At 66.4% G+C, this 24320-nt stretch carries 21 protein-coding genes; 13 read left to right on the top strand and 8 right to left on the bottom strand.

The annotated features are described in order from the left end of the window. Positions 1-18 precede the first annotated feature (18 nt). Entirely contained in the window at positions 19-924 is a 906-nt protein-coding gene (locus Q8Z05_RS12525) for an MSMEG_6728 family protein (RefSeq protein ID WP_305939958.1), read from the bottom strand. Between the two features lie 218 nt (positions 925-1142). Between Q8Z05_RS12525 and Q8Z05_RS12530 the strand changes: the two genes are divergently transcribed. Continuing rightward, positions 1143-1736: a hypothetical protein gene (locus tag Q8Z05_RS12530; protein WP_305939959.1), complete on the top strand. Its 594-nt coding sequence runs from the start codon at positions 1143-1145 to the stop codon at positions 1734-1736. Between the two features lie 131 nt (positions 1737-1867). Here the strand turns inward: Q8Z05_RS12530 and Q8Z05_RS12535 are convergent, their stop codons facing one another. From Q8Z05_RS12535 to Q8Z05_RS12545, 3 genes are all read right to left on the bottom strand, one after another. Continuing rightward, positions 1868-2674: an ABC transporter ATP-binding protein gene (locus Q8Z05_RS12535; protein ID WP_305939960.1), complete on the bottom strand. Its 807-nt coding sequence runs from the start codon at positions 2672-2674 to the stop codon at positions 1868-1870. Continuing rightward, positions 2671-3654, bottom strand: a complete 984-nt coding sequence (locus tag Q8Z05_RS12540) for a FecCD family ABC transporter permease (RefSeq protein ID WP_305939961.1) — start codon at positions 3652-3654, stop codon at positions 2671-2673. Before Q8Z05_RS12540 ends, Q8Z05_RS12535 begins: the two co-directional genes overlap by 4 nt. A gap of 104 nt (positions 3655-3758) precedes the next feature. Continuing rightward, positions 3759-4823 (bottom strand): FecCD family ABC transporter permease, encoded by a 1065-nt coding sequence (locus tag Q8Z05_RS12545; RefSeq protein ID WP_305939962.1) that lies wholly within the window; start codon positions 4821-4823, stop codon positions 3759-3761. Positions 4824-4953: 130 nt separating this feature from the next. On the opposite strand from Q8Z05_RS12545, the gene Q8Z05_RS12550 reads away from it, so the two are divergent. Then, positions 4954-5958: an ABC transporter substrate-binding protein gene (locus Q8Z05_RS12550; RefSeq protein WP_305939963.1), complete on the top strand. Its 1005-nt coding sequence runs from the start codon at positions 4954-4956 to the stop codon at positions 5956-5958. Between the two features lie 119 nt (positions 5959-6077). Then, complete coding sequence (locus tag Q8Z05_RS12555) at positions 6078-7028, top strand: siderophore-interacting protein (protein WP_305939964.1); 951 nt, start codon at positions 6078-6080, stop codon at positions 7026-7028. Between the two features lie 88 nt (positions 7029-7116). On the opposite strand, the gene Q8Z05_RS12560 is transcribed toward Q8Z05_RS12555, so the two are convergent. Both Q8Z05_RS12560 and Q8Z05_RS12565 read right to left on the bottom strand, forming a co-directional pair. Next, on the bottom strand, positions 7117-7800 hold the full coding sequence (locus Q8Z05_RS12560) for a LysM peptidoglycan-binding domain-containing protein (RefSeq protein WP_305939965.1): 684 nt from the start codon (positions 7798-7800) through the stop codon (positions 7117-7119). Between the two features lie 247 nt (positions 7801-8047). Then, the gene (locus tag Q8Z05_RS12565; protein ID WP_305939966.1) at positions 8048-10687 is read right to left on the bottom strand and encodes an excinuclease ABC subunit UvrA; all 2640 of its coding nucleotides are present in this window, start codon (positions 10685-10687) and stop codon (positions 8048-8050) included. 48 nt (positions 10688-10735) lie between these two features. Here Q8Z05_RS12565 and Q8Z05_RS12570 point away from each other — a divergent pair, with 48 nt between their 5' ends. From Q8Z05_RS12570 to Q8Z05_RS12595, 6 genes are all read left to right on the top strand, one after another. Further along, complete coding sequence (locus tag Q8Z05_RS12570; RefSeq protein ID WP_305939967.1) at positions 10736-11902, top strand: adenosine deaminase; 1167 nt, start codon at positions 10736-10738, stop codon at positions 11900-11902. Positions 11903-12047: 145 nt separating this feature from the next. Continuing rightward, entirely contained in the window at positions 12048-14345 is a 2298-nt protein-coding gene (locus Q8Z05_RS12575) for an FdhF/YdeP family oxidoreductase (protein WP_305939968.1), read from the top strand. Positions 14346-14357: 12 nt separating this feature from the next. After that, entirely contained in the window at positions 14358-15182 is an 825-nt protein-coding gene (locus Q8Z05_RS12580) for an alpha/beta fold hydrolase (RefSeq protein ID WP_305939969.1), read from the top strand. A gap of 27 nt (positions 15183-15209) precedes the next feature. Further along, positions 15210-15596 (top strand): hypothetical protein, encoded by a 387-nt coding sequence (locus tag Q8Z05_RS12585; RefSeq protein ID WP_305939970.1) that lies wholly within the window; start codon positions 15210-15212, stop codon positions 15594-15596. A gap of 191 nt (positions 15597-15787) precedes the next feature. Then, the gene (locus tag Q8Z05_RS12590; protein WP_305939971.1) at positions 15788-16690 is read left to right on the top strand and encodes a pullulanase X25 domain-containing protein; all 903 of its coding nucleotides are present in this window, start codon (positions 15788-15790) and stop codon (positions 16688-16690) included. Between the two features lie 98 nt (positions 16691-16788). Continuing rightward, a complete protein-coding gene (locus Q8Z05_RS12595) occupies positions 16789-17583 on the top strand; it encodes an alpha/beta fold hydrolase (RefSeq protein WP_305939972.1) in 795 nt (264 codons plus the stop codon). 289 nt (positions 17584-17872) lie between these two features. On the opposite strand, the gene Q8Z05_RS12600 is transcribed toward Q8Z05_RS12595, so the two are convergent. Beyond that, positions 17873-19747: a glycoside hydrolase family 13 protein gene (locus tag Q8Z05_RS12600; protein WP_305939973.1), complete on the bottom strand. Its 1875-nt coding sequence runs from the start codon at positions 19745-19747 to the stop codon at positions 17873-17875. A 131-nt stretch (positions 19748-19878) separates the two neighbouring features. Continuing rightward, on the bottom strand, positions 19879-21087 hold the full coding sequence (locus Q8Z05_RS12605; protein ID WP_305939974.1) for a mechanosensitive ion channel family protein: 1209 nt from the start codon (positions 21085-21087) through the stop codon (positions 19879-19881). 160 nt (positions 21088-21247) lie between these two features. Here Q8Z05_RS12605 and Q8Z05_RS12610 point away from each other — a divergent pair, with 160 nt between their 5' ends. The 4 genes from Q8Z05_RS12610 to Q8Z05_RS12625 all read left to right on the top strand — a co-directional run bounded on the left by Q8Z05_RS12610 (position 21248) and on the right by Q8Z05_RS12625 (position 24318). Then, the gene (locus Q8Z05_RS12610) at positions 21248-21976 is read left to right on the top strand and encodes a hypothetical protein (RefSeq protein WP_305939975.1); all 729 of its coding nucleotides are present in this window, start codon (positions 21248-21250) and stop codon (positions 21974-21976) included. Positions 21977-22118: 142 nt separating this feature from the next. After that, on the top strand, positions 22119-23003 hold the full coding sequence (locus Q8Z05_RS12615; RefSeq protein ID WP_305939976.1) for a hypothetical protein: 885 nt from the start codon (positions 22119-22121) through the stop codon (positions 23001-23003). A gap of 88 nt (positions 23004-23091) precedes the next feature. After that, on the top strand, positions 23092-23958 hold the full coding sequence (locus tag Q8Z05_RS12620) for a hypothetical protein (protein WP_305939977.1): 867 nt from the start codon (positions 23092-23094) through the stop codon (positions 23956-23958). Positions 23959-23988: 30 nt separating this feature from the next. Then, the gene (locus tag Q8Z05_RS12625) at positions 23989-24318 is read left to right on the top strand and encodes an acylphosphatase (protein WP_305939978.1); all 330 of its coding nucleotides are present in this window, start codon (positions 23989-23991) and stop codon (positions 24316-24318) included. Positions 24319-24320: the final 2 nt, after the last annotated feature.

Below are 24320 nucleotides of genomic sequence, written 5' to 3' on the forward strand. Positions count from 1 at the left end.
GGGCGCCGGAACCGCGGGTTACGGCGCAGGAATCGGGAAGAACACCCGGGGGTCCTGCAGCAGGGCGGGGTAGTTGAACGAGGAGCGTTCCACGACGTCCGTCACCTGGAAGTTCCGCGCGAAGCGGCCGTCCACGGTGATGGGCCGCCCTTGGATCTTGCCGATGGCGAACGTGGCGCCGCCGTCGAACGGGACTGCGAGTTCCGTGTTGCCCGGCAGGGTGCGGAAGGCTTCTTCCTGGCGCTGCCTCTTCCGGGTGGGCTTTTTCACGAGCTGCTTGGGCGGCCGCTTCTTGGGGTTCTTGGCCGGGCGGCGGGAGGTGTCGTCCGCATAGACGAACTCGTAGTCCTCGGACTGGGCGGCGGCCTTCGCAGCGCGGCCGACTTCCGGAAGGCTGATGGTGTCCAGTTTTTCCGGGCGGGTGTCTCCCACTGTGGCGCGCAGGATCCAGAGCCGGTCACCCACCGGGTCTTCGGGGAGGAACTCGTGGCGGGGCTCGGGCCAGACGTACTCCAGGTCCGCCGGCGTTCCGGGGAAGAGTTCGCTGTAGAAACGGGGCTCCTTCTGCATCAGCCGGGAGCGGTGGCTGAGGTGCACGTCCGGCTCGCCGAGCCACGGCGGCATGGGGATCTTGGCCGCGTAGGCAGCGTGGCCCGCCTGCGGGGCGAATTCCAGGATCTTGGCGCGCGTGGTGTCCTCGCCGCCGCGGGCGACCCACTCATCAACCATGGCCAGGCCGTACATGGTCAGGGCGGGAACGTAGCCCATCCACATGCGGATGGCGGGGTGCGACTGCCAGCCGTACTCCGGGATCACCAGCGCACGCAGGGTCTGCAGCGCCTCGACACGCTGCTTGCCGAGCCGCGCACGGTCAAGGACCGCGGCGCTCTGCTGGAAATCTGGGTAGGGAAGGAAAGTCTGCATCCTTCAAGTGTGGAGGCGCCAGGGTCCCAGACCAAATGCCGACGGCGCCGGTGCCGTGCGCAGTACGGGCGCCGCGCCGGGGCCAACTGTCAGCAGTTGGCAGTCGGGCGGCGTAGTCTACTGGACCGTATGGTGAGACGGTGGAGACAACACGGTCACAATTTGACTAAGATGACCGCAACCAAAACCCACCTCAGCCACCCTCCGGAAGATACGACATGACACTTACCCAAGCAGTTCCGTTCACGCCGAAATTCGGACAGATGCTGAGCCCGGAAGCCAACGGCATCCTGGTGCTTGACGAATTCACCCTTGACCCGGAAGCGGCCCGCAAGGAGCAGCACGGTTTCCGCGCCGCGATGGGCTCCGTGGCACTCAAACTCCGGCGCATCGTTGCCCTCCGCTTGTTCATCGCCGTGGTGGCCATCGCCAACCTGCCGCTCTTCCTGTTGTCTACCGGATGGTGGATTTACGCCGTTTCCCTCACTGTTGTGGTCGGCGTTCACGCAGGGGTTTCGTGGCTGAACAAGCACGAACCGAAGGTCCGCCAGCGCCACTCGCTGGAGCTGCACCTGCACCGTGAACGCAGCGCCAACTACCGCAAGGTGCGCGACGCCGTGAAGTTTGTGATCGATTCGCCGGCCCGCATGAACGAGCACCTGTACCTCGAGCTCCTGGCCGCCAAGCGGGTTGCCCTGCACCTGCACATCGGTACCGTGGCCGTGCTGGACACCAGCGACGACTCCGCCTGGAAAGTCCGGATCGTCCGCGAACTGCCGCAGGGGTCCTTCGCGCACGCCAGCCTGAACTAAGTAGCCAAGCAGCTGACCTAAGGAACAACTGACTTAAGGAACAACGACGCCGGAGCTCCCCGTGAAGGGGACGCTCCGGCGTCGTTGTTTAAGGCTTTTGTCGCCCGGACCAGGCGTCCCGGCTCTGTGTCCTAGCTGCGGTGCCCGAGCGGAATGACGTGCGGCCGCCCGTCCGTCGGCTCGCTAACCACCTGCGCATCCAACCCGAAGATTTCGAGCAGCCGCTCGGCGGTGACTACGTCGGCGGGACTGCCTTGGGCCTCGATGCGACCGTCCTTCATAGCCACGATGTGGTCTGAGTAGCGGGCCGCGAGCGAGATGTCGTGGAGCACCATCACTACCGTGCGGCCGTGCTCACGGTTGAGGCGGCGGACGAGTTCGAGGACATCGACCTGGTGGGCGAGGTCGAGGTACGTGGTGGGCTCATCCAGTAGGAGGATGCCCGTTTCCTGCGCCAGCGTCATGGAAATCCAGGCCCTTTGCCGCTGGCCTCCGGAGAGGTCCTCGATCGGAGTGCCGGCAAGTTCCAGGATGTCAGTCGCGCGGAGGGCGTCCTCCACAACCGACTCGTCCGCGGGGGAAAACTGCTGGTACCACTTCTGCCTCGGGTGCCGGCCGCGGGAGACGAGGTCGGCCACCGTCAGCCCTGACGGTGCAACCGGACTTTGCGGGAGCACGCTGATTCTTGTGGCGATCTGGCGCGTTGATTTCCCGGCCAGAGGCACGCCGTCCAGGATCACCTCACCGGAACGTGGTGCGAGCAGCCGGCCGAGCCCGCGGAGCAGGGTGGACTTTCCACAGCCGTTGGGCCCGATGATTGAGGTCACCTTCGCATCCGGAACGGCCAGCGATAGGCTGTGGATGACGTCCGGCCCGTCGTAGCCGAGGCTGAGGTTTTCGGCGCGGAGCCCCTGTTCGAGCAGTGTGGGATTGGTCAACTCAGCCTCCGCTGGTACTTCAGGATCAGGTGGATCAGGAATGGCGCTCCAACGACGGCGGTGGCGACGCCCACAGGAAGCGGCGCGCTGAGGGCGTTGGCCGCCACGGTGTCGGACAGCAGGACGAAGACCGCTCCCACCAGTGCCGATACACCCACCGGCGGAATGACGGTGGAGGTCAGGGACCGGGCGATCTGCGGGCTGGCCAGGGCAACGAATGCCACGGGTCCGGCCGTCACGGTGGCTACCGAGGCCAGAAGCACGGCAATGGTCAGCACGATGAGCCGGATGGCACCGATTCGGGCGCCGAGGCCGATGGCTGTGTCTTCGCCGAGGCTGGTCAACAGGAGCCAGCGGCTGCTCAACAGCGCTGCGGCGATGAGTACCGCTGCGCTGACGGCCATTGGCTGCACGGTGGCCCAATCCTTGCCGTTGAGTGAGCCTGTCATCCAGGTCAGCGCCTGGGCCGCGCTGGTCACATCGCCCAATGTCAACATCCAGGTGGTCAGGCTGGCGGCCAGCCCTGAGATACCCAGGCCTGCCAGGACCAGGCGGTAACTGTCCAGCCCGCGCCGGTAAGCGAGCAGGTACACGGCCACACCGCTCACGATTCCCGCCGTGAAGGCTGCAGCCGGCATCCCCACGGTGGCTGCAAGACCGCTGAGCCCGGCGTGCCCGCCCCCGGCGACCACCAGCACGGTGACGGCGCCGAGCGAAGCGCCGGCGGTGACGCCAAGCAGGTCGGGGCTCGCCAGCGGATTCCGGGCCACGGTTTGAGTGATGGCCCCGGCTGTTGCCAGCGCGGCACCGACGACGACGGCGGCAACCATCCGCGGTGCGCGGAATTCGGTGACGGCGAGATGGGTCCGGGTATTCGAATCATCGCCAAGGAGCGCTGCCAGCACATCCGGATAGGGCATGGGGGTTCCGCCGAAGGCGACATGCAGGGCCATGGCACCGGCCAGGATGATGCCAAGCACACACCCCGCAAGTAGAGTGCGGGGATTCAGACTGATGGAGACGGGGCCTGCCCTGAGTGCTCGGATGGTGGTGGCAGGGGAAGCCGGTTGCTTCTGTAGGAGTGTCATACTGTGGCCAGCCTCCGCCGTCGGGCAAGGTAAACAAAGAAGGGGGCTCCCACCACGGCCAGGACGACACCTACGGACAGCTCTCCGGGGCGGGCAATCACACGTCCCGCTGTGTCAGCCAGCAGGAGCACCGTGGCGCCCGTGATGGCGGAAGCGGGAACCAGCCAGCGGTAGTCCGGACCGGTCATGGAGCGCGTGATGTGGGGGACCAGGAGTCCGGCAAAGGCGATGGGCCCCGCCATGGTCACAGCGGACCCGGCCAGCAGCGTCACAGCGGCAATGCCAGCGGCCCGTGCCTTGAACACGGAGATTCCCAGCGAGACTGCAGTGTCCGCTCCAAGGGCCAGGGCATTGAGGGGCTTGATGTTCAGGATTGCCAGGATGGCGCCCGCCACGATGAACGGCCAGATCACAGTGACAACGTCGCTTCGGGTGGCAAGGGACCCGACCTGCCAGAACCGAAGGGTGTCCAACGCCTGATCGTTGAGCAGCACAATGCCGGAGACGAGCCCTGCGCACAGGGCTGTCACGGCGGCTCCGGCCAGAACCAGGGTGACCGGAGTCGCGCCACGCTGGGCGGCTGAGCCAATCATGAAAACCAGCACGCTGGCAGCCAGCGCGCCGGCAAAAGCCAGCAATGCCTGCGGCAGCGCCGTCAGTTCCCCGGCCACGGCCGTGGCGGCGACGATCGCCAGAGCGGCGCCCTGGTTGATGCCGAGCAGCCCAGGATCCGCCACCGGGTTCCGGGTATGGCCCTGCACCAGGGTTCCAGCCAGTCCCAGGCAGACTCCGGCGCACACGGCAAGCACCGTGCGGGGCCACCGCAGCTCACGGATGGTCACGTCCATAACGCTTCCATCCGGTGTGGCCACTGCGTGCCACACATCCTGCAGGGACGAGGGCTGCCCGCCGATGCAGATGCTCAGGAATGCGGCCGCAAGCAGGGCCGCCGCGGACGCCCAGAGCCAGCGGGCTGCGGGAGCCCTCCCGCGCGGGCGCGGTGGCGGGTGGGGAGTTCCTCCTGCCACCCGGGACGGGGCCACGGCCGGTTCGAGTGTCACCACGCGGCTCCGATCTATTACGTCATTCATCTGTGATGTATTTCAAAAAATCCTGCTACAGTCTACGCCAGACGCAGGTAAGCCTTGCCTAAGAATCCGAATCCCCGTCACATCGTTTGAAAGCGACCCCGTGAAAACACGCATCCTCAAGCACCTCGGCGCTGCCGCCGCCGGCCTGGCCCTTCTGGCCACCACAGCGTGCGGCGCCCCCGCCGCCACCAGCGAGACGTCCAGTGCACCGGCTGATGCAGCCGGATATCCCCTGACCATGGAACACACCATGGGTTCCACCGCCATCGACACCGTCCCCAAGCGCGTCGTTGCGCTGGACCCCAGCTACATCGACGCAGCGCTCCTGCTCGGTGCTGACCTTGTGGGCTACGTCCAGTACCGGCAGGATCCGAAGGCCCCCTTCGCGCCGTACCTGGGCGACGTCGCTGACGCCACCAAGGACTCCGTTAACGTGGGCACGCTGGCCGAACCCAACCTGGAAAAGATCCTGGAGCTCCAGCCTGACCTCATTGTTTCGGCGAAGGTCCGGCACGAGGCCCTCTACCCGCAGCTGTCCAAGATTGCCCCGACGATCTTCTCCGTCAGCACAGGCCCCACGTGGAAAGAGAACGTCGTCTTCCTCGGGGAAGCGCTGGGCAAGAAGGCCAAGGCCGAAGAACTGGTCAAGGCCTACGAGGACCGTGCCCGGAAAGTCGGGGCCGAGATCCTTGCCAAGAAGCCTGACGCCACCTACTCGCTGGTCCGCTTCACCGGCGGAGACACCGCCCGGCTCTACTCTTCGAATTCCTTCATCGGCGAGATCATGACGGACATGCGCATCCCGCGGCCCCAGGGCGCCCCGGACAGCAAGAAGGAAATCTTCGTGCCCCTCTCATCCGAACAAATCCTCCAGGGCGACGCCGGACTGGTGATGGTCAGTGCGTTCACACCCGCCGGAGCAGAGGGCGACAAGGCCCGGGCACAGCAGGAAAAGTTCCAGTCCAACCCCCTGTGGGAACGGCTTGAGGGCGAAGTCATTGATGTTGATGACTCCACCTTCCTGGCCTCCGTCAGCATCCAGGGCGCCCATGCCGTCATCACGGACCTGGCGAAGCACTACGGCGTGGATCCGCAGCTGCCGTAACGGTAGCTGCGGCAAGTGGCACGAAGGCGGCGGACGCCAGGACCGGGTTCCTGTGGCCGCCGCCTTCGCCGGCTGGTTCCGACTAAGAAGGCCAATCATCGAGTTATGAAAGCCGATCCATGACCGCAAACGCTGACTCTCCGGCCTACCCGCTCCGTGCTTTCGACGTCGAAGTCCGGCGCATCAAAGACGTGGGTCCGCACTTTCGCCGCATAACGTTCTGCGGCGATGCACTCGACCGGTTTGGGGTTCCCGGGCCAACGAGGGATCTTCGTATAAAGCTGCTCATTCCCGCGGCCGGCCAACCGCTGGCGCGACTCGGCGGACCGAACGGCCAGTTGTCCCGGGGTTGGTACCAGGACTGGCTCAAAACCGAACATTCCGGACGGGGTTTCATCCGGAGTTACACCGTCGGCGCCATTAGGGCCACCGCAAAGGGGCGTGAAATCGACGTTGATTTTGTCATCCACCGTGTTCCGGAGGGCCACGGAGCACCGGCCTCGGAATGGGCCGCCGCTGCCGAAATCGGAACGGCGGTGATCATTATCGGACCGGAGGCCAGTTCCATCACGAGTGCCACGCGGCTCAGCGAAACAGGAATAAGGTGGGAGCCGCAGGGAGCCAGCCAGGTGCTTCTGGCGGGGGACGAGACCGCGGTCCCCGCGATCAGCTCCATCCTGGAGACCCTTCCGGCCAACGTTGGCGGTCATGCGTTCCTGGAGGTGCCGGATCCCGAGGACTTCCGGACCATCAGCACCGAATCCTCAGTTCGGGTTACTTGGCTGGCCAGGCAGCCGACGCACAGCCCGCGCGGCGCTTTGCTGGACGCGGCGATCAGGAGAACTGTGCCGAAAACCGTTTCTTCCGCGGCGCCGGGCCGGGACATCTACGCCTGGGTGGCCGCCGAGGCAGCAACTGTGAAGGTCCTGCGTCGATTCCTCGTGCACGAAGCGGGTCTGGATCCCAAGCGCTCCGAGTTCAGGGGTTACTGGAGCAGGGGCAAAGCCGGTTCGGGCATCAACGGCGAGCCCCTCGGGCAGGAGCCGCAGGTCCGGCAGAGCAATCGCTGACCATTTAACAACGACTTAACAACGACGCCGGAGCTCCCCGTGAAGGGGACGCTCCGGCGTCGTTGTTTAAGGCTTTGCCGCCCGGACCTTAGGCAGGCAGCTGCAGGACCTGGCCCTCAAACACCAGGTCGGGGTCCACGATGGTGTCCGTGTTGGCGTCGGCCAGGGTCTGCCAGCCGCCGGTAACGGCCAGCTTCTCCGCAATGATGCTCAGGGTGTCGCCAGCCGCAACCGTGTAGGTTTCGCCGCTCAACGGAACCTGTGCGGCGTGGCGGGGTTCGGCGTGGACCGGGGCGACCGCCTGCACGGGAGCCTGTGCGGCCTGCACCGGCACCTCTGCAGGAGCCGGGGTGACCGGGACGCTCGGGGCGGGCGCTCCGCCGCCGCCGCTCAGGCCCAGCTCGGCGGCGCAGGCGGGCCAGGCGCCCCAGCCCTGGCTGGCCTGGACGTTTTCTGCCACGGCGATCTGCTGTTCGCGGGTTGCGTCGGCGGCCGATCCGGTGCCGCCGTAGGCTGCCCATGTGCTGTCCGTGAACTGCAGCCCGCCGCTGAACCCGTTGCCCGTGTTGGTGCTCCAGTTTCCGCCGCTCTCGCACTGGGCGAGGGCGTCCCAGGTGCTGGTGCTTGTGGCAGTGGGCACGGCCGCGTTGGCTGCTGTGGCGGAGAGCGCGAGGCCGGCCGCTGATACGGCGGCCAGGGTGACTCCGCGGCGTGCCGCGGTTCCCAGCGTGGATTTGCTCGTGCGGGTGTTCATGCGAGTGGAAGTGTTCATGAAAGTGGATGCTCCTGAGGGCCACCTGCGCTCGGTCCGTCCCCGGACGTTGTCGCGCCACTGCCCGCCCCTGACGAACTAGAGGTCATGTACGGTGTCTGCCGGCCGGGCAGTAACTGGTGGTGGCAGCACCGGGCATTCGTTGTCCCCGCTTGGCGGGACTGCATTCCACGCTAAAACAGTGCCGGCAGGTTATCAAATCGAAATAGATACCCCAGCGCCCGGGAGCCGGCCTGCGGGGACCGCATCACCGGCCCAGCGCCGTCGCCAGGTACGGCGCCGTCCGGCTTTTCCTGGAACGCGCGACGGCGGCCGGCGTCCCGGACGCCACAATCTCACCGCCGGCGTCGCCACCGGCCGGGCCGAGGTCGATCACCCAGTCCGCCGCGGCCACCACATCCATCTCGTGTTCCACGACGATGACCGTGTTGCCGGCGTCCACCAGCCCGTGCAGCTGGGCCATGAGCAGCTGGACGTCCGCAGGGTGCAGGCCGGTGGTGGGCTCGTCCAGCAGGTACAGGGTGTGGCCGCGGCTGGCGCGCTGAAGCTCCGTGGCCAATTTGATGCGCTGCGCCTCGCCGCCCGAGAGCTCAGTGGCGGGCTGGCCCAGGCGGAGGTAGCCCAGGCCGACGTCGCGCAGGGTCTGCAGGCTGCGGGCAGCGGCGGGAACACCAGCGAGGAACTCCCCGGCCGCATCCACGGTCATGGCCAGCACCTCGGCCACGTTCCTGCCGTTGTACGTGACCTCAAGCGTTTCCGGGTTGTAGCGCGACCCCTGGCATTCGGGGCAGGGACCGTAGCTGCCCGGCAGGAACAGGAGCTCCACGGCCACAAACCCTTCGCCGAGGCACGTCTCGCAACGGCCGCCAGCCACATTGAAGGAGAACCGTCCTGCGCCAAAACCACGGGCACGGGCCTCCTCCGTGGCGGCGAACTCTTTGCGCACGGCGTCGAACAGTCCGGTGTAGGTGGCCAGGTTGGACCGCGGCGTACGGCCGATCGGCTTCTGGTCCACGCGCACCAGCCGGTCGATCTGTTCCAGCCCGGAGACAGGACCCACAGTTTCAGCAATGTCCAGTGGTTCCAGGGCCCCGGCCCCGGCCTCCGCCTCCGACGTGGCGTCGGACGCCCTGTCCTCCGCCGGGTGCAGGCGGGCTCCCACCACCTCGGCGAGGACCTGGCTGACCAGCGTCGACTTGCCGGAGCCGGACACGCCCGTAACCGCGGTCAGCACGCCGAGCGGGAAGTCGGCATCGAGTTTGCGCAGGTTGTGGCGGGTGATGTCGCGCAGCCCCAGCCAGCCGGCAGCCTCCCGGCCGGCGCCCGCGGCGGAGGTGCCGCCGGCTGCGGGGGGACCGCCGGTGGCGGGAATCCCGCCGTCGGTCGTCCCGCCGTCGTTCTTCCTGCCAAAGCCGCCTGAAGCGCCCTCGCCGTCCGGGAACAGGAACGGCCGCGTGACGGATGACTCCACGTCCGCGAGCCCCGCAACCGGTCCGCTGTAGAGGATCTCGCCGCCGCCTTCACCGGCGCGCGGGCCGACGTCAACGAGCCAGTCCGCACGGCGGACCACGTCCATGTTGTGTTCCACCACGAACACGGAATTCCCGGAAGACTTGAGCGCCTCGAGCACTGCCTGCAGCGGTTCGGCGTCGGCGGGGTGGAGGCCCGCGGACGGCTCGTCCAGCACATACACCACGCCGAACAGGCCGGAGCGCAGCTGGGTGGCGATCCGCAGGCGCTGCATTTCGCCGGGGGAGAGCGTGGGCGTGGCCCGGCCCAGGGCAAGGTAGCCGAGCCCGAGTTCCAGCAGGACGGTGATCCGCAGCAGGAGGTCGCGGGTGATGGCGACCGCCACCTCGTTGGTCTCGCCCGACACGGCGGCGCGGCTGGCCGTTCCGGCGTCCTTCAGTTCGGTGGTGGGCCGGATGATCCCGGCCAGTTCGGTCATGGGCACGGCGTTGAGCTCGGCGATGGTGTGGCCCGCGAAGGTCACATCCAGGGCCTCGGGCGTCAGGCCGCTTCCGCCGCAGCGGTCGCAAGGGCCCGTTTCCATGAACCGGAGGACGCGCTGGCGCATGGTGTCGCTCTTGGAATCGGCCAGGGTGTGGAGCACGTAGCTCTTGGCGCTCCAGAAACGGCCTTTGTATGGTTTGGCCACCCGGTCCCGCTTCGGTGTCACCTCCACCACGGGCTGTTCCTCGGTAAAGAGGATCCAGTCGCGGTGCTTCTTGGGGAGCTTCCGCCACGGGGTGTTCACGTCGTAGCCCAGGTGGCTCAGGATGTCGCGCAGGTTTTTGCCCTGCCACGCGCCCGGCCAGGCAGCGATGGCTCCGTCGGCAATGCTCAGTGAGCTGTCCGGCACCAGGGATGATTCGCTGACCGTGTGGGCAATGCCCAGGCCGTGGCAGACGGGGCAGGCGCCGGCTGCGGTGTTGGGCGAGAAGGCGTCTGAATCCAGCTGCGCCTTGCCGTCCGGATAGGTGCCGGCGCGGGAGAACAGCATGCGCAGCGAGTTGGACAGCGTGGTCACCGTGCCCACGGTGGAGCGGCTGCTCGGGGTCCCGCGCCGTTGTTGAAGCGCGACGGCGGGAGGCAGCCCGGTGATCATCTCCACCTTGGGATTGTGGCCCTGCTGGATGAGTCGGCGGGCGTACGGCGCCACAGACTCGAAGTAGCGGCGCTGGGCCTCGGCGTAGATGGTGCCGAAGGCGAGGGACGACTTGCCGGAACCGGACACGCCGGTAAACGCGACGATGGCATCCCGTGGAACATCCACGTCCACGGTGCGCAGGTTGTTTTCCCGGGCACCGCGCACCCGAACAAATCCATCCGTGTGGTGGTCCGGGGTCAGAAAGGGAACATCGGAAGCCTGCTTATTGTGTTGCATTGATTCGACTCTATCGGTGCAGGGGCACAGCGGGCATATCCTTACCGGATGGAAACTTACGACGACGCGCCCGGACCCGGCGGTGCGTCAGCACTCAGCGATGCCCCTGTTCCCGATGCCAAACAGGCAGTGTCCGAACAGGCAGTGTCCGAAGAAGCAGCGGCCGAACAAGCAGCGGCCGAACCGGCTCTGTCCGAAGAGGCAGTGTCCGACGAAGCAGCGGCAGAGCCGCCCGTCAAGCTACTGCCGGTGGCGGAGCTGCACCTCCACATCGAGGGGACCCTGGAGCCGGAGCTGATTTTCGCCCTCGCTGAGCGCAACGGGATCGAGCTGCCGTACGCGGACCTCGACGAGCTGCGTGCCCGCTACGAGTTCACGGACCTGCAGTCGTTCCTGGACCTGTACTACGCCAACATGGCCGTGCTGCAGACCGAGCAGGACTTCGCGGACATGACCCGCGCCTATCTGGAGCGTGCGGCGGCCGCCGGAGTGCGGCACGCGGAAATCATGATGGACCCGCAGGCCCACGTATCCCGTGGCGTGCCGCTGGAAACCTGCGTGAACGGGGTGGCCTCCGTGCTGGCCAACTCCCTGGAAGAGTTCGGTGTGTCCACGCTGCTCATCGCGGCGTTCCTGCGCGACCTGTCCGAGGAATCGGCCCTCGACGTCCTGGAGCAGCTGCTGGCCATGAACGCGCCCATTGCCGGCATCGGTCTGGACTCGGCCGAGGTGGGCAACCCGCCGGCCAAATTCGAACGGCTGTTCGCCCGGGCGAAGGAAGCCGGACTGCACCGGATAGCGCACGCCGGCGAGGAGGGCCCGCCGTCGTACATTATCGACGCGCTGGAACTGCTGGATGTGGAGCGGATCGACCACGGCATCCGGTGCATGGAGGACCCCGACCTGGTGGAGCACCTTGTGGCGGAGCGGGTGCCGCTGACCGTGTGCCCATTGTCCAATGTGCGGCTCCGTGCGGTGGACACCCTGGCCGAGCACCCGCTGCCGGCCATGCTCGCCGCGGGTCTGAACGTCAGCGTGAACTCAGACGATCCCGCGTACTTCGGCGGGTATGTGGACGACAACTTCGTGCAACTGCAAGCCGTCCTGGGCCTCTCCGAGTTCGACCGGGTCCGGCTGGCCTCCAACTCCATCCGGTCCTCCTTCGCAGGCGAAGAGCGCAAGACCGAGCTGCTCGCGGAGCTCGGCTACTCCTGAGCACGGACGGCCGGGCCGAATGCTTGCGGGGCCCTGTCATACCTGCTAATCCTGAGGAAAGATCGTGTCCGTGGGGACGCTTCTCCAGGGTGACATCAGTTCAAAGCAGCACTGATCAGCAGGTTCCGAGTCAGGGAGGCGCAGCATGCCGCGCAAGAATCCGCACGTGGAAGAAGCCGACGAAAATAACCTGGAAGTGGGGAAGCCCAAGGACTGGGCCGCCGGCATTCCCGGCGTCTACCACTCGATGCAGCCGGCCCTGAAACACATGGGCGTGGGGCGTGCCGGCAAGACGCTGCTGGGGCTGAACCAGAAGGACGGCTTCGATTGCATGAGCTGCGCCTGGCCGGATCCCGGGCACCGGAAGACCTTCGAGTTCTGTGAACAGGGCGCAAAGGCGGTCACGTGGGAGGCGACTCCGGTGGTGGTGCCCTCCGAGTTTTGGGCCGCGAACCCCGTCAGCGAACTGCGGGAGCGGTCCGAATACTGGCTCGGGATGCAGGGCCGCCTTACGGAGCCGGTGTACAAACCGGCGGGGGAGGACCACTACCGGCCGGTCACCTGGGACGAGGCCTTTTCCATCATCGGCAGCAAGCTCCAGGGCCTGGACAGCCCGGACGAGGCCGCGTTCTACACCAGCGGCCGGACCTCGAACGAGGCGGCGTTCCTGTACCAGCTGTTCGTGCGGGCCTTCGGGACCAACAACCTCCCGGACTGCTCCAACATGTGCCATGAGTCCTCCGGCTGGGCCATGGGCCAGACCATCGGCGTGGGCAAGGCCACCGTCTCCTATGACGACTTCGCCAAGGCGGACTTGATCATCATCATGGGCCAGAACCCCGGCAGTAACCATCCCCGCATGCTCACCGCACTCGAGGACGCCAAGGAGGCCGGCTGCGAGATCGTGGCCATCAACCCGCTGCCCGAAGCCGGGCTCATGCGGTACAAGAACCCGCAGAAGATCAACGGAATCGTGGGACGCGGCACGGAGCTGGCGGACCAGTACCTGCAGATCCGGCTGGGCGGTGACATGGCGCTGATGCAGGCCCTGTCCAGGCGGGTGCTGGACGCAGAGTCCAAGCGCCCCGGCAAAGTGCTGGACCACGAATTCCTCCGGGAGCACTGCGAGGGCCTGGACGAACTCAGGGCGCACCTTGCTTCCCTGCAGGAAGCCACCGTGCTGCGCGCCACCGGCCTGAGCAGCATGGAGATCGACGAACTCGCCGAACGGTACCTGCGTGCCGGCAAGGTGATCATCACCTGGGCCATGGGCATCACGCAGCACAAGAAGGCCGTGCCCACCATCAAGGAGATCATCAACCTTCTGCTGCTGCGCGGAAACATCGGCAAGCCCGGCGCCGGAGCCTCGCCGATCCGCGGCCACAGCAACGTCCAGGGCGACCGCACCATGGGCATCTGGGAGCAGATGCCGCCCGCCTTCCTGGACGCGCTCGGCAAGGAATTCAGTTTCAAACCGCCCCGGGAACCCGGCGCTGACGCCGTGGAAGCCATCCGCAGAATGCGCGACGGCGGGATCAAGGTTTTCGTCGCGATGGGAGGCAACTTCGTGGCGGCCATCTCGGACACGCACGCAGCCGAGGCGGCCGTGTCGGCCACCGAAATGACCGTGCAGATTTCCACCAAACTGAACCGTTCGCATGCGGTCACAGGCGAGGAGGCCCTGATCCTGCCCACGCTCGGGCGGACGGAAATCGACCTGCAGGAAACCGGGCCGCAGTTCGTGTCCGTGGAGGACACCGTGTCCGCCGTGCACGCCTCCGAGGGAAAGGTGAAGCCGGTGGCGCCCGGGCTGCTGTCCGAGGTGGCGATCGTCAGCCGGCTTGCCCGGGCAACCGTGGACAGCCGGATCAACGCCGACTGGGCCGGGTTCGAACGGAATTACGACCTCATCCGGGACCACATCTCGCACGTGGTGGCCGGCTGCGAGGACTACAACCGGAGGATCCGGGAATGGGGCGGGTTCGTGCTGCCCAACGGTCCGAGGGACTCACGCAGCTTCCACACCCCGACGGGCAAGGCCATGCTGACCGTCAACGAGCTGGAGCACGTGGAGCGGCCCGCCGGCACGCTGATCCTGCAGACCATGCGGTCCCACGACCAGTTCAACACCACCATCTACGGGTACAACGACCGGTACCGCGGGGTCAAGAAGGGCAGGGACGTTGTCTTTGTCAGCCCCGAAGACATCACCGAACTGGGCCTCGCGGACGGGCAACTCGTGGACATCCACGGCGTCTACGGGGACGGCACCGAGCGGGTGATCCGGAAGTTCCGGGTGGTGTCCTACCCCACGGCGCGGGGGTGCGCCGCAGCCTACTACCCGGAAGCGAACGTCCTGGTGCCCCTGGAGAGCGTTGCGGAGGGCAGCCACACGCCTGTCTCCAAGGCCGTCATCGTGCGCCTGCAGCCGAGCCTGGCCTGAACGGAGGCAGTCATGGCCATCGTCACCGTGGGCGACGTCGACCTGTTCTATGAGGAGGCAGGCCGCGGCCCGGGCCTCGTGCTGGTGCACGGGTCCTGGGTGGACCACCACGAATGGGATCAAATGATGCCACTGCTCGCCGGGCATTTCCGGGTTGTCAGCTACGAGAGGAGGGGACACAGCGGCAGCTCCGCGCCGGACCGGCAGGGATCGGTCCGCGAGGATGTCGAGGACCTCTTCGGGCTCATCCGCCTGCTGGGCCTTGACCCGGCCGTGGTTGTCGGCAATTCGTTCGGCGGACTGGTGGCGCTGCGCCTGGCCGCGGCCCATCCGGAGGTGGTAGCAGCGATCGTTGTGCACGAACCGCCTGGACTGGGGCTGTTGGCTGATGACCCCGTCCATGCGGAGGTCCTCCAGGGCTTCACCGCCCGCGTGGGCGAAGTTGCGGCAGCGCTGAAGGCGGGGGAGTACGCGGAAGGTGCCGAACTTTTCGTTGATTCGATCGCGCTGGGTCCCGGAAGCTGGGAACGCCTTCCGGTGGCGCAGCAGGAGACGTTTATCCGGAATGCTCCCACCTTCCTGGACGAACTCGGTGACCCGGACAGCCTTACCCTCGATCTCGGCCAGTTACAGAAATACACCGGCCCCGTCCTCCTGACACAAGGTGACCAGAGCCCGCCGATGTTTGCCGCCGTCCTGGACCGCATCCACGGTGCCCTGCCGCACGCCCAGCGCCTCACCTGCTCCGGAGCCGGCCACATCCCGCACCTGACGCACCCGCAGGACTATGCAGAATCCGTGATCAAATACGCCGTCCAGGACGACGGCGCCTCCTGACAGAACCGAATGCCCCGGGAGGGCAGCATGAGTAATTTCCTTTTGTACCTTGATGCGTCCGACGTTCGGCCCGGGAAGCTGAACGAACTGAAGACCGCCATGGAGGACCTCACGCGCTTCGTCGAAGCCACCGAGCCACGGATCATCGCCTACAACGTCTATTTCTCAGCAGACGGCACACGCATGAACGTCCTTCACATCCACCCGGACGCAGCATCGCTGGAGTTTCACATGGAGATTCTCGGCCCGCGCCTTCCCCCGATAGCGCCCTTCGTCACGCTTCGGACCATTGAAATTTTCGGCACGGTCGGCAACGGGCTGAGGCAACAGCTTGAGGTAAAGACGCAACTGCTCGGCGGGAGCGTCATTGTCCTCGACCACCACGCGGGCTTTGCTCGAGTGCCCACCGCGTGACTTCGGGCACAGGCGCGTTGTCAACAGGTCCAAAGTCCCGAAATTTCCGGCTTCAAGCTGAGACCCTTGGATCACTTGCGTCGCATTCCGCGTCATAGTGGGTCACGACACACATTGTTAACCCGCATAGTCGCCTCTGGTTACAGTTCACTGGCAAAATGCTGAGTGATCACATGCTCGAAAGGACAAACATGCCCACGGCTATTGCAGACACCACCACGGTTCGACTCAAGTCAGTGCTCGACATTCTCGCAGAAAGCGTCCTGTCAGGTGAGACCCTCGGCGCAGGCGCCGTCCTGGCCCAGGCCACGGTTCGCGTCCCGCTGAACGAGAAGGAAAGTGAACTGCTCAGCGGAGGCATTCCCCGGGGACACAAGGCGCTTACCACCGCCACCAGCAAGCTCGTCAAGGCCGGCTGGCTCGTCAAGGGACGCAGCGGCTGGACCATTACCGAAGACGGACTCCGTGCCACTGTGGCATTCCCGGATGCCGACTCATTTGCCACCGCACTCGCCGAGGGCACTCCGGTTCCGTCCGATGTGCCGGTACCCACGGAGCTCCCGGCCCGCGCGGCAGCTCCGAAGGCCGCAGCCGCTAAGGCTCCCAAGGCAGCACCGAAGAAAAAGGCGCCGTCCAAGGCTGCCAAGGTGGTTGAAAAGGCGGCCGAGCTGATCGAAGAGGCAGTGGCACCGGTGGCGAAGGCCGTGCGCACGCGCAAGGCTGCCGCCAAGCCGGCCACAGCCGGCGAGGAGGCTGCAGAAGCCCAGGCTGTGGCGCAGGGTGCCGAGTCGATCGACCAGCCGGAAGCAGTTGCGATTGCCGGCGACTTCAACGTCCTGCTCGGCGCACCGGCGAACTGGGCACCGCAGTACGATGAATCGCAGATGAAGCTGGACGCAGTGGACAAGCTGTGGAAGCTCACCACCGACCTTCCCGCCGGGCACTACAGCTTCAAGATCGCGCTCAACCGTTCCTGGGACGAGAACTACGGCGCATTCGGCGCGTTCGATGGTGCAAACCACGAACTCCACCACCCGGGCGGTCGCATCACGTTCAACTACGACCACCGGACGCGGGACATCACGCTCGTCTAGGGGTCATACCCTGCGCAGGCCCCCGCTCCTGTAGGCAGCTGACCCTGATCGGCCTAGAATCAGAGCCATCAGGGTCAGCTCCAAAGGAGCAGTGCGGCATGCACTCCGTTGAGGTTTCAGGACTGCGGATCGGCTATCGGCGTGAGGGCCAAGGCCCTCCGCTGGTGCTCCTTCATGGTGCATACGAGGACAGCCGCATCTGGCGACAGCAGCTTGAAGGGCTGTCCAAAGAGTTCACCGTCATTGCCTGGGATGCCCCGGGCTGCGGCCGTTCCGACGATCCCCCTCCCGACTTCTCCGGCCGGGAGCTTGGCGACGCGCTCGCGGGCTTCCTCCATGAGGTAGCGCCGCGAAAGCCGCACGTCCTGGGGCTCTCTTGGGGCTCTGGCGTCGCCCTGGAGCTGTACCGGGGCCACCCGAACATGGTCGCGTCCCTGTTGCTGGTCTCGGCCTACGCAGGCTGGGCCGGTTCGCTTGCCCCGGAGGAAGTGGAGCGGCGCTACGCTCAGATCCAGGCCGAACTCGACCAGCCCCCGGAGCAATTCATCCCCGCATGGCTGCCCACGCTGTTCACGGCGCGGGCCGATCCTGCCGTCGTCGATGAAGCCAGCGCCATCATGGCCGACTTCCACCCCGCCGGCATGCGGGCCTTGCTGAATGCCAGCGGACATGCCGACTACCGCGACGTGCTTCCCACCATCAGCGTGCCCACACTGCTGCTCTACGGGGAAGAGGACGTGCGGTCACCGCTGGCGGTGGCGGAAGAAATGCACCGCCAGATTCCCGGTTCAGAGCTCGTGGTGATTCCCGACGTCGGCCATCTGGCCGCCGCCGAGACGCCCGAGGCGTTCAACGCCGAAGTCCGCCGGTTCCTGCACAGCATCGGCGATTGAAGCCCCCGGAAGCCTGCAATCCTAGAACCGTGTGGGGTCCGGATTCGGGGCAGGCGGCACGGGCGGCATTGGGCCGGGGTCCGGAATCGGCAGCGGCCCGGGCGCCGGCGACGGTTCCGGACCGGGGTGCGGCGGGCGCGGCTCTGTAGGGTCCGGCCTGTTAGGCGGAAACGGGTTGTCCGGGTCCGGCGGTCCGGTGGGTCCGGGTTCCGGCGGAAACGGATCCGGCTCGGGCAGCGGTGGGATAGTCATGATGCTCTCCTTGCTTCGCTGGTGTTTGGATAAAAGCTCAGCTGTTGTGTTGCCGGCGGAAGACCTTCAGCTCCCAGGGGCGCAGCGATATGGCAGCGTGTGACCCTGCTCCGTCGACCGGATAGTTTCCCAGGATCAGCTCGGCCGGGTAGTGGCCCAGTTCCGGTTCATCCGCGCCGGCTTCGGTGTCACCCCAGCCGCCGCCGTCGAGCTCCACGGTCCGGTCTTCGCCGGAGAAGTTGCCCAAAACCAGCAGCTGGACGCCCGGCGTCGCGTCGGGTCCCGGCAGCGACCGCCGGAAGGCGTAGACGTGCTCATCGTCGGGCAGCAGCATGGTGAAATCGCCTTCCGCCACCACGGGCTCGGCGTGCCGCAGGGCGATGACCTGGCGGTAGAAGCTGAACACTGAGTCCGGATTGTCTTCCTGCTCCGCGGCGTTGATGTGGCTGGTGTTCGGGTTGACGGCAATCCACGGGGCGCCGGTGGTGAAGCCCCCGTGCCGGGTGGCGTCCCACTGCACCGGGGTGCGGGCATTGTCCCGGTTCAGGGGCGCCAGGGCGGCCAGGACGTCGGCGTCGGTGTGGCCCATGTGCGTGGTGGCCTCGCGGTGGTGGTTGAGTACCTCGATGTCGCGGTAGTCGCTGATGGCCCCGAAACTCATGTTCGTCATGCCAAGTTCCTCGCCCTGGTACACGTACGGGGTGCCGCGGTGCAGGTGCAGGATGCCGGCCAGCATCTTGGCGGAGAGTTCGCGGTGCTGCCCGTCATCGCCAAAGCGGGACACGGCACGGGCCTGGTCGTGGTTGCCCCAGTAGAGGCTGTTCCAGCCGCGCTCAGCCAGTGCTTCCTGCCAGCGGCCGAGGGACTGCTTCAGGTCGGTAAGCCGGAGCTTCCTGGGCCGCCATTTGTTGCCGTCCTCCTGGTCCAGGGCCACGTGCTCGAACTGGAACACCATGTCCACCTCGCGCTGGGCGGGGTCCGTGAACAGGACTGCGTCCTCCACCGTGACGCCGGGCATCTCGCCTACGGTCAGCAGCGGCTTGTCCCGGCCGGCGAAGACCTCGAGGTGCATTTCGTGCAGGAACTCGTGGATCCGCGGTCCGGACATGAAGTGCGGGCTGCCGTCGCCGAACAGCATGCCGTCCGCCCGCGGCCCGTCCGGAAGTGCGGTGTCCTTGGAAATGAAGTTGATGACGTCCATCCGGAAGCCGTCCACACCGCGGTCCAGCCACCAGTTCATCATGTCGTAGACGGCGGCGCGGACCTCCGGGTTTTCCCAGTTCAGGTCCGGCTGCTTCCGGGAGAACAGGTGGAGGTAGTACTCCCCGGTTGCCTGGTCGAACTCCCAGGCCGGGCCGGAAAACGCCGAGCCCCAGTTGTTGGGTTCCGCGCCGGTGGCAGCTACCGGGCCCGTGGAGGCATCGGCGCCGGCTCCCGGGCTCTCGCGGGGCGGCCGCCACCAGTACCAGTCGCGCTTGGGGTTGTCCTTGGACGAACGCGATTCCACGAACCACGGGTGCTCGTCCGAAGTGTGGTTGACCACCAGGTCCATCACGAGTTTCATGCCCCGCGAGTGCAGCCCGTCGGTCAGTGCCTGCAGGTCGGCCAGGGTGCCGAAAATGGGGTCCACATCGCGGTAGTTGCTGATGTCGTAGCCGTTGTCGTCCTGCGGCGAGGTGTAGATGGGGGAAAGCCAGACGACGTCGACGCCCAGCTTCTGGAGGTAGTCCAGCTTGCTGATGATGCCGGGAAGGTCGCCGATGCCGTCGCCGTCGGAGTCCGCGAAACTGCGCGGGTAGATCTGGTAGACCACCGCTTTGTGGAACCACCCGGGGTCCGTGGTCACCTCGTCGTCGTTGTCCTCGGCAGCGCTGACAGGGGGTTCCGTTGCGGGGTCCGCGTGGGTGGTCATGGCCTGGTCTCCTCAGTTGCTTGCGGCTGGTCTGATGGTGGGGCTCGGTTCGATTATTGTTCAGATCCGCCGGGCAGGAAAGGGCCCGTCCCGGCCGTGGAGGAACGGTGGCGGTGGAGTGCAGGGGGCGGCTAATTCCGTGCGGAGAGTGTTTTGTCGCGGTCCTCGAAGACTTCCTCGCCGGGGCCGGTGAAGGCGCGGGAGCGCTGGATTGCTTCGATGGAGCCGGTGAAGAGCTGGGAGTCCTGCGGACCGGCTGGCTGCCGGGACTCCGCAGCAGGCTGCCGGGACGTTCCCCGGGCGGGCGCGGGCTGCACGGGTTCCCAGCGCACGTGCGGCAGCGACTCCGGGTGGCCCTGCTGCAGGAAGGTGACCATGGCCTCGCGGATGAGGCAGCGCAGGTCGAACAGGGCGGCGCTGTCGGCTGCGCTCACCAGGATCCGCACCCGGACGTAGCCGTTGGTGGCATCCGTGATCTGCAGGATTCCCACGCGTTCATCCCAGAGTTCCGTTCCGTCGAGAACGGTCCGCAGTTCGCTGCGCATCTCCTCGATGGGCGCGCGCCAGTCGAGGTCGAACTCAACGGTGCCCATCACCTCGGACTGGCGGCGGGTCCAGTTCTCGAACGGCGTGGTGGTGAAGTAGGTGGAGGGCAGGATGAGCCGGCGGTCGTCCCAGATGTGGACCACCACGTAGGTCAGGGTGATCTCCTCGATCCGGCCCCACTCTTTCTGCACCACCACCACGTCGTCCACGCGGATGGCGTCGGTGAAGGCCAGCTGCATGCCGGCGAACACGTTCACCAGCGACGTCTGGGCGGCGAGGCCTGCCACGATGGAGATCACGCCCGCGGAGGCCAGCAGCCCGGCGCCAAGCGCCTGGATCGCGGGGAAGGTCAGCATGACGCTGCCCACCGCAAGCACCACGACGAGGGCCACGGCGATCCGGCGGGCCAGGATCATCTGGGTCCGCAGGCGCCGGGCACGGCGGTTGTCTGCCACGTCCACGCTGTAGCGGCTGAGGACTAGGGCCTCCACGATCAGCAGCACCGCCACCGCGAGCCAGGCAAGGGAGGCCATGAGGGCAATCAGCAGGAGATGGTCGACGGCGGCTCGCCACCCGCCGTCGTCCATGGTCAGCGCCAGTGCGATGCGGACGCCGATCAGGCAGAGGGCAAGGCGCAACGGAAGCCGGGCCACGCGGGAGGTGGCCTGGAGTTCGGGGCGGCGGCGGTTAAGCCGGAGCACCGTCTTGCGGATCAGCCAGGAGAGGACCAGTCCTGCCGCTACCGCGAGAGCCATGGCCAGGAAGGGCATTGCCGGGATGAGGAATTCTTGCATTGGTTAAGCTCTATCAAGCTTCGGGGAAGGGCTGAAATCACGTCGGCCATCGGCGCACCGGTAACATTTGGACATCGATTGGATTTATTCCTTGGGCGGCGGCCCGTGCCAGTCCAGAATTGAGGAATTATTCGCGGTCTCATGAAATTCAGGAGAACAGATGCACCGCTCAGCACCCTCGGCCATCACAGTATCAGGGGCCATCTGCCTCGCGTTCCTGCTGTCAGCCTGCGGCCCGTCCGCCTCGTCACCGTCGACGAGTTCCCCGGACGCCACCGCCACCTCAACCCCTTCGCCCACCGCCACCTCCACAACTTCGGCTTCGGCCACCGCCTCGCCCTCGTCCTCAACCGAGGCGGGCTGGAAGTCCTACACCACGACGGACGGCCTGACCTTCGACTACCCGGAAGACTGGAAGATCACGGACAAGGCGGCAGATGCAGCACCCGGGGGCGTGTTCCTGAACATCACGAACGCCAACGGCAAGAACCTGGCGGACCTCCGGACGAACATGGTCACCGGGGCCGAATGCACTGTGAAGCAGTCGTACGGCGTGTACGAAACGCAGCCCCTGCCGGCACTGGAACAAAACGGAACCGTACCCCGGTATGTTTTCGAGACCCGGACAGACACCACCGCCACCGATCCGAAGCTCATGACCATGTTCGCGTACGGCATCACCGCGGCACCTGAACCCTCCGGAACGGAAGCGTGCCCCGTTTTCCACTTCTTCAACTGGCCGCCCAGCGGTGCGATGTTCGGCGGCGTCTACGATCCCTTTGACACCACTCCCGGTAATGAGATGCACGTGGATACTCCGGAGGTCTACATGGGCACGCAGGAGTACAAGAACATCAAGAAGATGATCACCTCGTTGAAGCCCGCCTAGATATCCAGGGTTACGTCGCAAAGGTTGCGCACCGCGGACTGTCCGCGGTGCGCAACGTTTTGGCGGCAAATTCCTCCGCTGCCGGGCGAGTCGTTTCGGGACCGGGCCACAATGAAGTCCTCAGCTCTTTGGGGAGGATTGCATGCGCCGATCAACGATGCCCGGCTATGGATCATCTGAACCGGCACGACCCTGGGCAGCGGCGGCTGCCGCTGCCTGCCTTGCGGTACTCCTGGCAGCCTGCGGGTCGCCTCCCGCACCACCGGATGCGGGATCGGCGACTGCCAGTGCGTCCACCGCTTCGGACGGCGCCACGGCGGACGGAACGGCGACCGGAACGGCGGACGGAACAGCCTCTGACCCGGTGACCGGAACTGCCGTCCCGCCCAGCGCGACGGCGGGCGCCGCGCCGGGTGAACCGCCGCCGTCGGCCTCGTCCCCGAGCCGGCTGCCGTCGCCTACGGCGTCCGGCTGGAAGACGTTCACGACGCCGGACGGTGACCTGACGTTCGACTATCCGGGGGAGTGGACCATCAAGGATCCGCGCGGAAAATCACCGCTCGGCGGAGCGTTCGCGGAGGTTGTGAACGCGGCAGGAAAGACGATGGCGGTCCTGGAGACCAGGATTGTGACCGGTTCGGAGTGCGTGCAGAAGTACCCGTTTGCGGTGCTGGATTCCGAACCCATGGCCGGCCTGGCTGAGAAGGGCGTAGCGGACGACAATGCGCCGCGGTTCATGTTCGAGACGCGTGGGGACGCCCTGGCCGCCGCCCGGACGGCTGAAACCATTGCGGCCTACGGCATCACGATGATCCCGGAGGAGGCCGGGACGCTGGCGTGTCCCATTTTCCTGCTGTTCCGCTGGCCGCCCAGCGGGGCGATGTTCGGCGCCGGTTATGACCCCGCAAACAATGCCACGCCGGGGAATCCGTCGCTGCCGTACTGGGAGAGGGCCAAGCTGTATGCGGAGACGGGAGAGTACCGGAACATCCGGCGGATGATCACCTCGCTGCGTCCCGCGCGGTAGCTGATGGCGCCTTAATCTGGCTCCTTGACTGGCCCAGTGCGCCCGCGCAGACTCGAATCAGGACGCAGTCCGATCTGTCGGAGTTCTGATGTACGCACTGGGGAAGCAGCGGCTCGCGAGCGGTGCGCAGGCAATGGCATCCGCCCTGATGGCGGCGTGCGTGGCGGTGTGCGTAGCGCTGGTTGTCGTGCTGGGGCTGGCCGCGTGCACGCCGGTCCCGAATGGGCCCGGCCCGACTTTCACCGCCACGACAGCCACACCCACCACGCCGTTGTCCACCGGACAGCCGACTGTCACGTGGTCCACCGCGACCCGACCCCTTCCCGGTGAGAGCGGCCCTCAGGGCAGCAAGCCCGGCGCCGGCCCAACCCCCGCTGTTATCGAACGGGCCAGGCGTGCCAAGGAAATCCTGGAAACGTGCCTTCAGGGTGAGCTGACGTTCCGGCCGCCGTCGCCCATGCGGCAGGGCGAGACCAGGGAGTTCGTCCTGCACGTCACCCTGGGCGATCCCGGGGAGGGCCACGAGAAGAACATCCCCGGACCCAATCCGGTGCAGACCCGTGAACCGATTGTGTGCGAGGAGATGCGGGCGGATCTGTCCGGCCCGGGCATGACCATTGAGCGGGCGGGAAATCCGAGCGGTGAGATGCTGGTGCCGGTGGAAGGCGTGGCGGAGTGGCGCTGGTGGATTACGCCCAAGGAGTCGGGGCGGAAGACCATGACCCTGCAACTGTTCGCCACCGCGGAGGAGGGGCCGGACCTGAGCCTGGAGACGTTCCGGGAGGACATCCAGGTGGAGATTGAACTGGGCTATGTGCTGAATGCGCTCGTGAAGGACTGGGCGCAGCCGCTTGGCCTGACCATCCCGGTGCTGATCGGTGCCATTGGTGCCCTCCTCGTGTGGTCGCGGTCCAAGCGCCGCAAGGCCAAGCACGCCGCCAACACAACCCCTTGAAACCCCGGGCCACCGCACTACATTGGAACCATGGCTCATGCAGCAGACCAGAACCCGGAACGGGACCCGGCCCAGGACGCAGGGCCGGACGTCCGCTTGCGCGCCCGGGTGGAGGGCGTGGTCCAGGCGGTGGGGTTCCGGTACTGGACCGTGCGGAAGGCTGAGGAACTCTCGTTGACCGGAACGGTGCGGAACGACGACGACGGTACGGTCGCCGTCGTCGTCGAAGGTCCGCAGGCGGTGGTGCTGGAGTTCCGCCGCTGGCTGTGGTCCAGTGACACGCCGGGGCGCGTGGATCACGTGGAGGAGTCGGTGTCGCCGGCGACCGGGGAGTTCAGCAGCTTCGACGTCGTGTATTGAGC

Origin of the sequence: Arthrobacter oryzae (assembly GCF_030718995.1) — a bacterium.
GTDB lineage: Bacteria > Actinomycetota > Actinomycetes > Actinomycetales > Micrococcaceae > Arthrobacter > Arthrobacter oryzae_C.

Coding starts and splice junctions, on each gene's coding strand:
- Q8Z05_RS12620 (WP_305939977.1), top strand. CDS start 23,092: ATGTACGCACTGGGGAAGCAGCGGCTCGCGAGCGGTGCGCAGGCAATG.
- Q8Z05_RS12580 (WP_305939969.1), top strand. CDS start 14,358: ATGGCCATCGTCACCGTGGGCGACGTCGACCTGTTCTATGAGGAGGCA.
- Q8Z05_RS12610 (WP_305939975.1), top strand. CDS start 21,248: ATGCACCGCTCAGCACCCTCGGCCATCACAGTATCAGGGGCCATCTGC.
- Q8Z05_RS12585 (WP_305939970.1), top strand. CDS start 15,210: ATGAGTAATTTCCTTTTGTACCTTGATGCGTCCGACGTTCGGCCCGGG.
- Q8Z05_RS12525 (WP_305939958.1), bottom strand. CDS start 924: ATGCAGACTTTCCTTCCCTACCCAGATTTCCAGCAGAGCGCCGCGGTC.
- Q8Z05_RS12615 (WP_305939976.1), top strand. CDS start 22,119: ATGCGCCGATCAACGATGCCCGGCTATGGATCATCTGAACCGGCACGA.
- Q8Z05_RS12555 (WP_305939964.1), top strand. CDS start 6,078: ATGACCGCAAACGCTGACTCTCCGGCCTACCCGCTCCGTGCTTTCGAC.
- Q8Z05_RS12595 (WP_305939972.1), top strand. CDS start 16,789: ATGCACTCCGTTGAGGTTTCAGGACTGCGGATCGGCTATCGGCGTGAG.
- Q8Z05_RS12600 (WP_305939973.1), bottom strand. CDS start 19,747: ATGACCACCCACGCGGACCCCGCAACGGAACCCCCTGTCAGCGCTGCC.
- Q8Z05_RS12590 (WP_305939971.1), top strand. CDS start 15,788: ATGCCCACGGCTATTGCAGACACCACCACGGTTCGACTCAAGTCAGTG.
- Q8Z05_RS12560 (WP_305939965.1), bottom strand. CDS start 7,800: ATGAACACTTCCACTCGCATGAACACCCGCACGAGCAAATCCACGCTG.
- Q8Z05_RS12570 (WP_305939967.1), top strand. CDS start 10,736: ATGGAAACTTACGACGACGCGCCCGGACCCGGCGGTGCGTCAGCACTC.
- Q8Z05_RS12530 (WP_305939959.1), top strand. CDS start 1,143: ATGACACTTACCCAAGCAGTTCCGTTCACGCCGAAATTCGGACAGATG.
- Q8Z05_RS12565 (WP_305939966.1), bottom strand. CDS start 10,687: ATGCAACACAATAAGCAGGCTTCCGATGTTCCCTTTCTGACCCCGGAC.
- Q8Z05_RS12625 (WP_305939978.1), top strand. CDS start 23,989: ATGGCTCATGCAGCAGACCAGAACCCGGAACGGGACCCGGCCCAGGAC.
- Q8Z05_RS12575 (WP_305939968.1), top strand. CDS start 12,048: ATGCCGCGCAAGAATCCGCACGTGGAAGAAGCCGACGAAAATAACCTG.
- Q8Z05_RS12605 (WP_305939974.1), bottom strand. CDS start 21,087: ATGCAAGAATTCCTCATCCCGGCAATGCCCTTCCTGGCCATGGCTCTC.